General features: G+C 75.3%; 8 protein-coding genes and 1 pseudogene. 7 read left to right on the top strand and 2 right to left on the bottom strand.

Going from position 1 to position 13309, the window contains the following annotated elements; all coding sequences use genetic code 11:
- The 4 genes and pseudogenes from AAHZ94_RS15935 to AAHZ94_RS15950 form a co-directional block, all read left to right on the top strand.
- Positions 1-185, top strand: a pseudogene (locus AAHZ94_RS15935) (hypothetical protein); the annotation flags it as partial.
- A 63-nt stretch (positions 186-248) separates the two neighbouring features.
- Entirely contained in the window at positions 249-632 is a 384-nt protein-coding gene (locus tag AAHZ94_RS15940; protein ID WP_349993544.1) for a hypothetical protein, read from the top strand.
- A gap of 251 nt (positions 633-883) precedes the next feature.
- On the top strand, positions 884-2632 hold the full coding sequence (gene recN, locus AAHZ94_RS15945; protein ID WP_349993545.1) for a DNA repair protein RecN: 1749 nt from the start codon (positions 884-886) through the stop codon (positions 2630-2632).
- 1044 nt (positions 2633-3676) lie between these two features.
- On the top strand, positions 3677-4798 hold the full coding sequence (locus AAHZ94_RS15950) for a glycosyltransferase family 4 protein (RefSeq protein WP_349993546.1): 1122 nt from the start codon (positions 3677-3679) through the stop codon (positions 4796-4798).
- Positions 4799-5297: 499 nt separating this feature from the next.
- On the opposite strand, the gene AAHZ94_RS15955 is transcribed toward AAHZ94_RS15950, so the two are convergent.
- Complete coding sequence (locus AAHZ94_RS15955) at positions 5298-6974, bottom strand: PucR family transcriptional regulator (protein WP_349993547.1); 1677 nt, start codon at positions 6972-6974, stop codon at positions 5298-5300.
- Between the two features lie 13 nt (positions 6975-6987).
- Positions 6988-8796: a glycoside hydrolase family 15 protein gene (locus AAHZ94_RS15960; protein ID WP_349993550.1), complete on the bottom strand. Its 1809-nt coding sequence runs from the start codon at positions 8794-8796 to the stop codon at positions 6988-6990.
- Between the two features lie 513 nt (positions 8797-9309).
- On the opposite strand from AAHZ94_RS15960, the gene pyrG reads away from it, so the two are divergent.
- The 3 genes from pyrG to AAHZ94_RS15975 all read left to right on the top strand — a co-directional run.
- Positions 9310-10995 carry a CTP synthase gene (gene pyrG / locus AAHZ94_RS15965; RefSeq protein WP_349993548.1) on the top strand — a complete coding sequence of 562 codons (1686 nt, stop codon included), beginning with the start codon at positions 9310-9312 and terminating at the stop codon, positions 10993-10995.
- A 145-nt stretch (positions 10996-11140) separates the two neighbouring features.
- Entirely contained in the window at positions 11141-11770 is a 630-nt protein-coding gene (locus tag AAHZ94_RS15970; RefSeq protein ID WP_349993549.1) for an NUDIX domain-containing protein, read from the top strand.
- Between the two features lie 1109 nt (positions 11771-12879).
- Positions 12880-13309, top strand: a 430-nt coding sequence (locus tag AAHZ94_RS15975; RefSeq protein ID WP_502964685.1) for a P-loop NTPase family protein, incomplete at its 3' end; no start/stop codon positions are given.

The following is a 13309-nucleotide window of genomic DNA, read 5'->3' on the forward strand; positions in this document are numbered from 1 at the left end:
GGGGGGGGGGGGGGGGGCGGCCGGCGCGCGGCGGCGGGGCCCCCCCCCCCCCCCCCCCCCGGGTGGAGGTGCGGCGGGGCGCGGTGCCGGTCCGGCTGGCCAGGCTGCACCACGCCTCGTTCACCGACCGGCTGGTGGCGAAGTTCGCCCTGCCGGTGGCGGGGTGGCGCGGCGCCAGGCACTGAGCAGGGCGGCCGGGCGCGCCGGCCCTGCACCGGTCCGCGGGGCGCCGCGGCGGCCCGGTTGTCATGTCGGCCGGGGCGCCGCCGGGGGGGGGCGGGGGGGGGGGGCCGGCGCCGGCCCCCCCCCCCCCCCGCCCGCGCGGGCCCCCCCCCCCGCCCCCCCCCCCCCCCCCCCCCCCCCCCCCCCCCCGCCCCGATCCCGGCCGCGCGGTGGTGGTGCGGGACGTCCCGCGTTCGCGTGGCTTCGCGTACGCGTGCGCGGGAAGCCGGTCGGCGGCCGTGCCTGTGGGGCGGCCGGCCGTGCGACGGGGTGGCGGCGCCCGGGGCGTACGGCTCGTACGAGAGGTCGACGGGCCGGCGCCGTACGCGGCTGTGGTGCTCCGGGCGGGCCCGGCGGGGTCGGGCTCTGGTGCGTGCATGACCCGGCGCGGCGGCCTCGACCTGCTATGACGGGGTGTGCACCCGCTGCGGGGCGCCGGGGTGACCAGCACTTGGCCGATCGGTGTCTTCGGCCACTACGCTCGGCCCAAGCCGGAGGCGGGCGGGATGGGGCGCGGGGCGCTCGCTACCCTCCTCGGTGGACAGAACGACGCGAGCGGGAGTGCAGCCAACTCCCCAAAATCTCCCCAGAGGGGCAAGTGGGCACTCGCCGAGAGGAAAAAACGCAGGCCATAGCGGCTGCGCGCCCGCATCTTGAGGAGATGCGGATTCAGTCGCTCGGGGTGATCGACGACGCGGTCGTGGCGCTTTCACCCGGTTTCACCGCGGTAACGGGCGAGACCGGCGCCGGCAAGACCATGGTGGTCACCAGCCTCGGTCTGTTGCTCGGTGGCCGCGCCGACGCCGCCCTGGTACGGATCGGCCACAAGTCCGCGCTCGTGGAGGGCCGGATCGTGGTCGCCGAACGGAGCGCGGTCACCGAGCGGGTCCAGGAGGCCGGCGCCGACATCGAGGACGGCACGCTGCTGATCAGCCGCACCGTCTCCGCGGAGGGCCGCTCCCGCGCGCACGTCGGCGGCCGATCGGTCCCCGTGGGCATGCTCGGCGAACTCGCCGACGAACTGGTGGCCGTGCACGGTCAGACCGACCAGCAGGGCCTGCTGAAGCCGGGCCGCCAGCGGCAGGCGCTCGACCGGTACGCGGGCGATGCGGTGGCCGCCCCGCTGGCCGCGTACGCGGTCGCCTACCGCAGGCTCCGCTCCGGCGCGACGGAGCTGGTCGAGCTGACCACGCGCGCCCGCGAGCGCGCGCAGGAGGCCGATCTGCTGCGCTTCGGGCTCGATGAGATCGCCGCCGTGGAGCCGCTGCCGGGCGAGGACGCCGAACTGGCCGCCGAGTCGCAGCGGCTCGGCCACGCCGAGGCCCTGGCCGCCGCGGCGAGCCTGGCGCACACCGCACTGGCCGGCGACCCGGAGGACCCGGAGGGCATCGACGCGGCCACCCTGATCGCCGGCGCCCACCGCGCCGTGGAGGCCGTACGATCCCACGATCCGGCGCTCGCCGCGCTTGCCGACCGCCTCGGCGAGATCGGCATCCTCGCCGCGGACGTAGCGGGTGAACTCGCCGGCTACGCGGACAACTTGGATGCCGATCCGCGCCGGCTGGCCGCCGTGGAGGAGCGGCGGGCCGCGCTGACCCAGCTCACCCGGAAGTACGGCGAGGACATCGCCGCCGTACTGGAGTGGGCCGAGACGAGCGCGGCGCGGCTGGGCGAACTCGACGGTGACGACGACCGGATCGAGGAGCTGACCGCCGAGCGGGACGCGCTCCGCGCCGAACTGGGCCAGCGGGCCCAGGAGCTGACCGACGCGCGCAACGCGGCGGCCGGACGGTTCGCCGAAGCGGTCACCCGGGAACTCGCCGAACTGGCGATGCCGCACGCCAGGGTGACCTTCGCGATCCGGCAGAGCGAGGTCGCCGACGCCGAGGACGGCGTCGAGGTGGACGGCCGCGTGGTCGGCTACGGGCCGCACGGCGTGGACGAGGTCGAACTCCTGCTGGCCCCGCATCCCGGCGCGCCGCCGCGGCCCATCGCCAAGGGCGCGTCCGGCGGCGAACTCTCCCGCGTCATGCTGGCGGTGGAGGTCGTCTTCGCCGGTTCCGACCCGGTGCCCACCTACCTCTTCGACGAGGTGGATGCGGGCGTGGGCGGCAAGGCGGCGGTGGAGATCGGCCGCCGCCTGGCCAAGCTCGCCGAGTCGGCGCAGGTCGTGGTCGTGACCCATCTGCCGCAGGTGGCGGCGTTCGCCGACCGGCACCTGGTGGTCGAGAAGACCCACGACGGCTCGGTGACCCGCAGCGGCGTCCAGGTCATGGAGGGCGAGGACCGGGTGCGCGAACTGTCCCGCATGCTCGCCGGCCAGGACTCCGAACTGGCCCGCGCCCACGCCGAAGAACTCCTCGAAACGGCCCGCGCAGCAGCCCGCACCCCGGGCCGCGCCGCCGGCTGACGGTTCCGCAGGCTGGTTGGCCGGCAGGCGATGGGGAATCGGCCGGGCCGTGGGGGCACGGCGGCGGTGGGGTTGGCGGGAGCGATCCGGTCGGCTCGCCGTGGTCGGCTCCGCCCGGACGGCGGGTGCGGATCGGTGGGAGGTGGCGGGCCGCAACCGGGCCGCTGGCAGGGCGTTGGTGCGGTGCGAGGGCTGGTCCGGCCGGTACGCCGGGCCGCTGCCTGCGGCTGTGGCCCGGGTTCCGCGCCCGCGCGGCGCCGCCCCTCGCGCGGCGAATCCGCCGCCTCGCTGCCCCGTCGGTTCGCTGCCTCGCGGCCCGTGCCTCCTGCGCCGGCCGCGCCCGCTGCGTAGTCGCGCCTCCTGCGGTACGGCCCGGGCCGGCCCAGCGGCGCACGGGTACGGCGGCCCACGGTCACGGCGGTGTACGGGTAGGGCTGCCGTATCGGCCCGCCGGCCGCCGGCGACCGATAGCCCACGGCGTACGGGCCCCTCGGCGTACAGGGCGCCCCAAGGTCATGCCCCGCGCCCCACACCAAGCGGCGCCATGGCCGAAAGTGGACCCCGCGACGTGTCCGAGCGGCGGTCGGAACGTCGTACAGGGGTGGGTGCGGGCGGGCTTGGTGGGGGCCGAGGCTCGCTCGTGTGAGTGAATCCGGCGGGGACCGTACGGTGCGCGTTGGCAAAAAGGCGGAAACAGTGGTGCCCCGCTACGGCCTGTTCCTGTCATGCTGGAGGCGGCGCTTGGCGTTCGTTCGCGCCGTTCTCGACCCCACTCCAGGCACCCGGGCCGCCCGGACCCGTCTCCTTCCGTGCGGGCCGAGTCCCCCCTGCTCGCTCCTTCCTCTGCCCGCCGCAACTCGCTCCGACCGCGCCCACACAGCACCGCGCTACGCGCATCACATGCCCCCCACGCCCCCGCCGACCGACCCGGCCCGACCCCGTCGGCCACCCCCGTACCGCGCTGCGCCCCACCGGCGCCCGGGCATCCGGCCGCCCGGACCGCGCCGATCCGTCACCGTCCGCCGACCGAGGAGCGACGCCCGCGTGAGCCCAACCGTGAGCAGCCCCACGGCGCCGACGCCCGGGCCCGGCCCGCTGCACGCGGTCCAGGTGCTCGGCGGCGGCCCGGCCGACGACGGCGACCAGGTCAGGTCGCTGGCCGCGGGGTTGGTGGCGCGTGGTGTGCGGGTGACGGTGTGCGGGCCGCGCGATGCGGAGGAGAGGTACGGGTTCCGCGCGGCCGGCGCGCACTTCCTGCCCATGGGCCCCGGCCCGGGCGCGACCTCACTGACCGCGCTGCGCGCCTGCTGCGCCGATGCGGACATTGTCCACGCGCACGGCACGTCGGCCGGCCTGCTCGCCTCGCTGGGCCCGCCCGGGCGCGCCGCCCGGCTCGTCGTGAGCTGGCAGGCCACCCCGCCCGACCAGCCGGGCGCCAGGGCCGGGCTGCGCCGGCTCGCCGAGCGGCGCATCGCGCGCAGTGCCCGCGTCGTGCTCGCCGCCTCGGCCGACCTGCTCGACCTCGCGCGGGAGCGGGGCGCCCGGGACGCCAGGCTGGCCCCGATCGCCGCGCCGGCCGCCCCCCCGCCGCCCGTCGAAGACCCGCGCCAGCACAAGGCCAGGGCCGAACTCGGCGCCGTGGAGCGCCCGTTGCTGTTCACCGCGGGACCGCTCACCGACGACCAGGGCCATGACGTACTCCTGGACGCGGCGTGGGCCTGGCGTTCGTACGACCCGGCGCCGCTCCTGGTGATCGCGGGCGAGGGGCCGGCCAGGTCCCGGTTGCAGCACCGGATCACGGCCGAAGGGCTGCCGGTGCGGCTGCTCGGCCGCCGCACCGACACGACCGACCTGCTGGCGGCGGCCGACGTGGCGGTGGCGCCCGGCCGCTCGCAGGCCAGCACCACGTTCGCCAGGGACGCCCTGCACACCGGGGCGCCACTGGTGGCCACCACGGCCGGCGGCGTTCCCGAACTCGCCCGTGACGCGGCGCAATTGGTCCCCCACGGCGAACCCGAGGCGCTGGCCCGTGCCGTGCTCGGGCTGCTCGCCGCACCGGCCCGCAGGGCCGAGCTCACCGCGGCCGGCCGGGCCAGGGCCAGGCAGTGGCCGACCGCGGACGAGTCGGTCGCCCATGTGTTGCGCATCTACGACGAGTTGAGGTGATTCCCTGGACGGCCGCCGGGGCGAGCCGCAGCCGATTCCAGGAGGTCCCCGGGCGAGCTGTGAGCCGTGGGCGAGCCGCAGCCGGTCGCCAGCAGATTCCCGGACGAACCGCGGCCTCCAGACGAGTCGCCGGGCGGTCCCGGAGGAGCCGCCCCCCGGACGAGCCGCAGCCGCATTCCAGGAGGTCTCCAGGTTGAACCGCGAGCCCTGGACGAGCCGCAGTCGGACTCCAGTCGGCCCTCGGACGAGCCGTGCCCCCTGGACGAGCCGCAGCCGGATTCCAGCAGTTCCCCGGACGAGCCGCGCCGCAGGGGCGAGCCCTGGCCGGCCATCAGGCGATCCCCGCACGAGCCGCCTCTCCCGCACCGCACGAGCCGCAGCCGGACTCCGGCGGACCCCAGAGAACCGCGCCCCCAGGTAGGCCGCCGGGCGTCCCCAGGCGAGCCCCAGCGAAGTCCCCCGCGAGCGCCGGCGAAGTCCCCGTCAGGCGCGCCCCGCGCTAGGGCAAATGGCGCCTGGCCTGGAGGGCCAAACCCAGGGCGAGCACCGTGCGGGGCTCGTCCAGGTCGCTGCCGAGCAGGCGGGCGATGCGCGCCAGCCGGTCGTACAGCGTCTGCCGGTTCACATGCAGTTCGCGCGCCGTCTCCGCCTTCCGGCCCGCGTGTGCGAGATACGCCTCAAGCGTCGGCAGCAGCGGCGGCCTGGCCGTCCGGTCGTGGCTGAGCAGCGGGCCGATCATGCGGTGGACGAAGGCCGCCAGGTCGCCGTGTTCCCGCAGCCGCCACAGCAACAGGTCCACCTCAAGGCCGCGTACGTCGTGCCACGGCCGGTCGGGCAGCTCGCGGGCGGCGCTCGCGGCCGACGCCAGGTGCCGCAGCTCGGCGCCGACCGCGTCCCAGCCGCCGACCAACCCCACCACGACCACCGGCGGCCCCGACCTGGCCCCACGGTGCCCCAGCGCCGGGGCCTGCTCGGGCCAGGCGCGTTCCACCGCGGCCCGCAGCGCGCCGGTGACCCGCTCCGCCACCGCCGCCCGCTCGTCCGCCGCGCGCACCCCGACCAGCAGCGGCACCCGCGCCTCCGGCAGCCGTACGCCCAGCAGCACCGGCGCGCCCACCGCCGCCAACTCCTCGCCCAGCGCCCCGGCCAGCGCCGCCCAGTGGTCGCCGCCGTCGGGCAGTACCACCGCCGTGGGCAGCGCCATCACCATCGGCAACAGGGGGCCGTCGCCCGGCCGGAAGCCCAACACCCGGGCCTGCGCCGGCGCGTCAGCCGCCGTGATCCGCTCCTCGGCCAGATCGGTGAGGAAATCGCCCCGGCCGCGCGCCGCGAGCTCCTCCTCCTGCCGGGCCTGGAGCAGCACCAGGGCCAGCAGGTCCGCGGTGCGCTCGGCCGCCAGCCGGTGCACCGGCGCCAGCGGCCCGGCCGCCGGCAGCACCACCAGCCTGGCCCGTACGGCGCCGGGCCCCGGGCCGCCCCCTGGCACCTCCACCACGACGCTGCCGGCCGGGCCCGTCGCATCCGCGCCGGTGGCCGCCGCGCCCTGCCGCCGGCCGCGCAGCCCGTCCCACACCTGGAGCGGATCGGCGAGCGCCGGCCGGCCGGTGGGGCCCGCCGCGTACAACAGCCGGCCGTCCGTGCTCTCCAGGAACACCGGGTTGTCGGCGAAGCGGGCGAAGAGCCGCAGGATCTCGGGCACGCCGCCGCCGCGCAGCCGTACCTCGGTGCACTGCCGGTGCACCTCGTCGGCGCGCCGCAGCAGCGCGTAGTGCGCATGCACCAGTTCGGTGTGGATCTCCTCGGTGACCGCGACGAACGGCACCTCGCGGTGGAGTTGGACCAGCGGCAGCCCCAGCGAGCGCGCCGTGTCCACGACCGCGGCCGGCAGCGCGGTGAACTGCGAACCGAGCTCCACCACCAGGGCCGCGATGCCGCGCTCGGCCAGTGTGCGGACGAAGGCGCGCTGTTCGGCGGCCCTGGTGCCCAGGCCGATGCCGGTGGTCAGCAGCAGTTCGCCGCCCTTGAGCAGGGCGGCGATGGTGGGCGTCTCGCCCGCGTGCACCCAGCGCACCGGCCGCCCCAGCCTGTCGGCCGCGGTCAGCACCTCCGGCAGGCCGCGGCGCAGCGCGGGCAGCTCCAGTGCCCGCGCCACGGTGATCGCGGGAGGCTCGGGCACCGGCGGCGCGACCTCAGCCGCCGTACGCGCCCGAGGCGGTGAGCCGCAGGGCCGTGTCGATGAGCGGCACGTGGCTGAACGCCTGCGGGAAGTTGCCCACCTGGCGCTTCAGGCGCGGGTCCCACTCCTCGGCGAGCAGCCCGAGGTCGTTGCGGAGGGCGAGGAGGCGCTCGAAGAGCTTGCGGGCCTCGTCCACCCGGCCGATCATCGCCAGGTCGTCGGCGAGCCAGAACGAGCAGGCCAAGAACGCGCCCTCGTCGCCGGGCAGCCCGTCCAGGTTGTCGTCGCCGCTGCTGGTCGGGTAGCGCATGACGAACCCGTCCGGCGTGGACAGCTCGCGCTGGATGGCCTCGATGGTGCCGATGACCCGCTTGTCGTCCGGCGGCAGGAAGCCCATCTGCGGGATGAGCAGCAGCGAGGCGTCCAGTTCCTTGGAGCCGTAGGACTGCGTGAAGGTGTTGCGCTCCTTGTCGTAACCCTTCTCGCACACGTCGCGGTGGATGGCGTCGCGCATCGCGCGCCAGCGCTCCAGCGGGCCGTCCGCGTCGCCGGCTTCGATGAGCTTGATGGTGCGGTCGACCGCGACCCAGGCCATCACCTTGGAGTGCACGAAGTGCCGGCGCGGGCCGCGCACCTCCCAGATGCCCTCGTCGGGCTCGTTCCAGTGCTTCTCCAGGTAGCCGATCAGTTTGAGCTGGAGGACGCTCGCGTAGTCGTTGCGGGCCAGGCCCGTCATGTGCGCCAGGTGCAGCGCCTCGGTGACCTCGCCGTACACGTCGAGCTGGAGCTGTCCGGCCGCGCCGTTGCCCACCCGGACCGGCTGCGAGCCCTCGTACCCGGGCAGCCACGGCAGCTCCGTCTCGCCGAGTTCCCGCTCGCCCGCGATGCCGTACATGATCTGGAGGTTCTCCGGGTCGCCCGCCACCGCCCGCAGCAGCCACTCGCGCCAGGCGCGCGCCTCTTCGCGGTAGCCGGTGCGCAGCAGCGAGGAGAGCGTGATCGCGGCGTCGCGCAGCCAGGTGAAGCGGTAGTCCCAGTTCCGGACGCCGCCGACCTCCTCGGGCAGCGAGGTGGTGGGCGCGGCAACGATGCCACCGGTCGGCGCGTACGTCAGGGCCTTGAGCGTGATCAGCGAGCGGACCACCGCGTCCCGGTACGGGCCGTGGTAGGTGCAGTGTTCCACCCACTCGCGCCAGAACTCCTCGGTCGCCTCAAGGGCCGTCTCCGGCTCGGGCAGTGCGGGCGGCTCCTTGTGCGAGGGCTGCCAACTGATCGTGAAGGCGATCCGCTCGCCCGGCGAGATGGTGAAGTCGGAGTAGGTGGTGAGGTCCTTGCCGTACGTCTCGGCCGTGGTGTCGTGCCACACCGAGTCGGGCCCGGCGACGGCGACCGTCCGCCCGTCCACCTTGCGCACCCACGGCACGACCCAGCCGTACGAGAAGCGCATCCGCAGCTCGGAGCGGATCGGCACGCGCCCGCTGACGCCCTCCACGATCCGGATCAACTGCGGGGCGCCGTCGCGCGGCGGCATGAAGTCGATGACCCGCACGGTGCCGCGCGGGGTGTCCCACTCCGATTCCAGGACCAGTGAGTCGCCGCGGTACCTGCGGCGGTCCGCCGGCGGCGCCGGGGTGTCGGCCGGATGCGCCGGGCCGAGCCGCCAGAACCCGTGCTCCTCGGTGCCGAGCAGCCCCGCGAAGACGGCGTGCGAGTCGAACCGCGGTAGACACAGCCAGTCAGCACTGCCGTCCCTGTTGATCAAGGCGGCGGTCTGCATATCGCCAATGAGTGCGTAATCTTCAATGCGCCCGGCCACGTGCATCCCCATTCGAACGGCCGCCTCGCCCCGCGAGGCGCCTTGCGGTCTTGCGGTTCTGGATCTTGGACGAGCTGGTGCTCCGGAGGCAAACGGGGGGTGAAGTGCCACACCGGGTCGGCTCGCAGCGTGCGTCCGTGCAGGATACGTCGCACGGGCCCGATCCGTGGGAAGAGTCCCACATGGTGGCTGCCGCCGGGGGCGCTTGCGTGGTGGTGAGCTGGTGGGGTGTGCGGACGAGATGTGCGCGCCGTGTGAGCTCCCCGCGAGTCCCTTGGTATCGCCGCAGGTCACAGGGTTTCCGGGCAGCTTGTTCCAGAAGCTGGCGGGGTGCCACCGGGCGCGGCGACCCCGGGGCGCTGATAGCCTGGTATCCCGTGGAAACCGGTGGACACCTGGGCGACATTTCGGGTGACGCCGGACCGCTGCGACGGCACCGCCCCACACCTGGGACGCCGCCGGGCGCACCTCACTTCGCGATCCCACGGGAGCCCCCTCTTGGCACTGCCACCCACATCCATGACGACCAAGCACATCTTCGTCACCGGGGGTGTCGCCTCCTCCCTCGGCAAGGGGCTGACAGCCTCCAGCCTGGGTGCGCTGCTGAAGGCGCGGGGCCTGCGGGTCACCATGCAGAAGCTCGACCCGTATCTGAACGTCGACCCCGGCACGATGAACCCGTTCCAGCACGGTGAGGTCTTCGTGACCAACGACGGTGCCGAGACGGACCTGGACATCGGCCACTACGAGCGGTTCCTCGACGTCGACCTCGACGGCTCGGCCAACGTCACCACCGGCCAGGTCTACTCGCAGGTCATCGCCAAGGAGCGGCGCGGCGAGTACCTGGGCGACACCGTCCAGGTCATCCCGCACATCACCAACGAGATCAAGCACCGCATCCGGCGCATGGCCACCGACGACGTGGACGTGGTGATCACCGAGGTCGGCGGCACGGTCGGGGACATCGAGTCGCTGCCGTTCCTGGAGACCGTCCGCCAGGTGCGGCACGAGGTCGGCCGGGACAACGTCTTCGTCGTCCACATCTCGCTGCTGCCCTACATCGGCCCCTCCGGCGAGCTCAAGACCAAGCCCACCCAGCACTCGGTGGCGGCGCTGCGCAACATCGGCATCCAGCCGGACGCCATCGTGCTCCGCGCCGACCGGCACGTGCCGACCGCGATCAAGCGCAAGATCTCGCTGATGTGCGACGTCGACGAGGCGGCCGTGGTCGCGGCCATCGACGCCAAGTCGATCTACGACATCCCCAAGGTGCTGCACACCGAGGGCCTGGACGCGTACGTGGTGCGCAAGCTCGACCTGCCCTTCCGCGACGTTGACTGGACCACCTGGGACGACCTGCTCGACCGGGTGCACAACCCCGACCACGAGGTGACCGTCGCCCTCGTCGGCAAGTACATCGACCTGCCCGACGCCTACCTGTCGGTGACCGAGGCGATCCGCGCCGGCGGCTTCGCCAACAAGGCCCGCGTCAAGGTCAAGTGGGTCACCTCCGACGACTGCACCACCGAGGCCGGCGCCGAGCAGCAGCTCGCCGACGTGGACGCGGTCGTCATCCCCGGCGGCTTCGGCGAGCGCGGGGTCAACGGCAAGGTCGGCGCGATCCGGTACGCCCGCGAGAACAAGGTCCCGCTGCTCGGCCTCTGCCTCGGCCTCCAGTGCATCGTCGTGGAGGCGGCGCGCAACCTGGCGGGCATCGCCGGCGCCAACTCCACCGAGTTCGACTCGGCCGCCACCGACCCGGTCATCTCCACCATGGCCGAACAGCTCGACATCGTCGCCGGCGAGGGCGACATGGGCGGCACGATGCGGCTCGGCATGTACCCGGCCAAGCTCGCCGAGGGCTCCATCGTCCGCGAGGTCTACGCGGACCAGCCCTACGTCGAGGAGCGGCACCGCCACCGCTACGAGGTCAACAACGCCTACCGGGCCGAGCTGGAGAAGAAGGCCGGCATCGTCTTCTCCGGCACCTCGCCCGACAACAAGCTGGTCGAGTACGTGGAGTACCCGCGCGAGGTCCACCCGTACCTGGTCGCCACCCAGGCCCACCCGGAGCTGCGCTCCCGTCCGACTCGCCCCCCCCCGCTCTTCGCCGGCCTGGTGAAGGCAGCCGGCGCGCGCCAGCAGGAGGCGGCCGGCGCCGCCACGGCAGCGCCGGAGGCCGAGGGCACCGCCACCGCGTCGTAACGCGAGGCCGGACCGATACGGTTGCCGGGGTACGCGCCTGTCAGCAGGCACGTACCCGGGTGGCGTACCCGGGGCCGGGCGCCCGCCGCGCCCGCCGGGCCGCGACCGGCTCACCACCGCACAGCCAGCTCAGGAAGGCGCAACGATGGGCATCAAGGACACCGCCGAACAGTGGCAGGTCGTGACGAGCACGACGCCCTTCACCGGCAACAAGACCAGCGTCCGCACGGACGAGGTCGTCATGCCCGACGGCTCCACGGCCCTGCGCGACTACCAGGTCCACCCCGGCTCCGTCGCCGTCCTCGCCCTCGACGACGAGGGCCGCGTCCTCGTCCTGCGCCAGTACCGCCACCCCGTACGCCAGAAGCTGTGGGAGATCCCGGCCGGGCTGCTCGACGTACCGGGCGAGAACCCGCTGCACGCCGCCCAGCGCGAGCTGTACGAGGAGGCGCACGTCAAGGCCGCGGACTGGCGGGTGCTGACCGACGTCTACACCACCCCGGGCGGCTGCGACGAGGCCGTACGGATCTTCCTGGCCCAGGGGGTGTCGGAGGCCGACGGGGAGCGGTTCGAGGTCTTCGCCGAAGAGGCCGACATGGAACTGGCCCGGGTCCCGCTCGCGGAGCTGGCGCGGGGCGCGCTCGCCGGCGAACTGCACAACAACTGCCTGGTGGTGGGCGTCTTCGCGCTGCTGGCCGCGCAGGCGGGGGACGGCATCGACGCCCTGCGCCCGGCCGATGCGCCGTGGCCGGCGCGGCCGTTCGAGAACGCCTAGGACCGCGGGGCGACAGATGCGCGCCGGCGGGGCGGGCCCGGAGGGGAACGGGGGCACGCCGCCGGCCGCGCGGGGTCGGCGCGGGCCCGGGGCGCGCGGTCGATCCGATCAGGTGATGTTCGAGGCGGGTCCGCAGCCGGGGTCGCCCGGTGGGTGGGGGCCGGTGAACTAGGCTCGTGCCGCCCGGCCGCGCTCGTGGCCGGTGGCCGCGCGGGAACCGGGGTCGGCCCCGCCCCAGCCAGGGAAAAGGAGCGTGAGCCGTGGCCGAGCAGGCGGTGGACACCCGGGGGGACGTCCCGCCGGACGAGCCCGCGACACCACGACCCGAGGCACCATCGGGCGACATACGAACCCCGCCACCCGCCCAGGACCCGCCCCCCGACACCCGCCCCCCGACGGCACGGCAGGCAGCGGGTGAGCCACGCCCCGCGACCCGGGATGGTGACGCGGCTGCCTCGGCTGCCTCGGCCGCCCGGGAGCCGGCCGTCCAGGACTCGGCCGATGCTGGTTCTGTGGCGTCAGGTGCTGCGGGTACGGGGCCTGCGCCCGTGGGGGCTACGGAGGCCGCGGAGGCCCACGAGGTATCGGCGCCGCCGGCCGCGGCGGCCACGCGCCCCGCTCCGTCTTCCGTAGACCTGTCCGTGCCCGATTCCGCCGCGCCTCGTCCCGCCGCTGTGGACCCCGAGCCCGCGGACGCCATGCAGTCCCACGACGCACCGGAGCCGCCAGCCGCGGCGGCTGCCCGTCCCGCCCCGTCCCCCGCGGACCCCGCATCCCCCGCAGACCCCGCCACGCCCCCCACACCCAGCGAAACCCGCGCCGACGTGCCTGCGGGCCACCCGGCGCCGTCGGGCACCGCCCGACCCGGGCAGATCGTTGAGGCCGATGAGCCTTCGGAAGACCCTGACATCGTTGTGGCCGCCCGGGAAGGCGAGGCCGCTGGGGCGGCAGAGGACGCAGGGGCCGCCGCTTTGCCGGGTGTGTGCGGGGCGGCCGAGCCGCGTCGTACGGCTCCCCGTGCCGCCGCGGTGCCCGGGGCGGACGACCTCGCGGCGCCGGCCGCAGGACAGCCGCGGCAGGCGTCGCGCGTCGTACGGCGTGACGCGGGCGTGGACGTCGTCGGCCCGCCGGGGCGCTTCGCCGGGCGGCGGCGGGAGTTGGCCGGGCTGCGCGCCGACATCGACCGGACCGGCCTGGACACCCTCGCCGGGCGCAAGGCGCCGCGCAGCCGGGTGCTGCTCATCGCGGGGCGGCCGGGCTCGGGACGTACCGCGCTCGCCGAGGCGTTCATCGCCCGGGTCGCCCGCGACTACCCGGACGGGGTGCTGCGCGCCCAGTTGACCGCGCCGGACGGCGAGCCGGTGCCGATCGGGCGCAGCGCCCGCGACCTGCTGGTGGCGCTCGGCGTCGGCGCGGCGCCGGGCGCGGACGAGGACGAGCTGACCGAGGCGTGGGGGGGGGGGGGGCGGCGGGGGGGCGCGGGGGGGGGCCGGGGGGCGGGGGGGGCCCCCCCCCCCGCGCCGCCGCCGCCCGGCGCCC

The sequence above is a fragment of the Streptomyces sp. HSW2009 genome, from assembly GCF_040240285.1.
GTDB lineage: Bacteria > Actinomycetota > Actinomycetes > Streptomycetales > Streptomycetaceae > Streptomyces.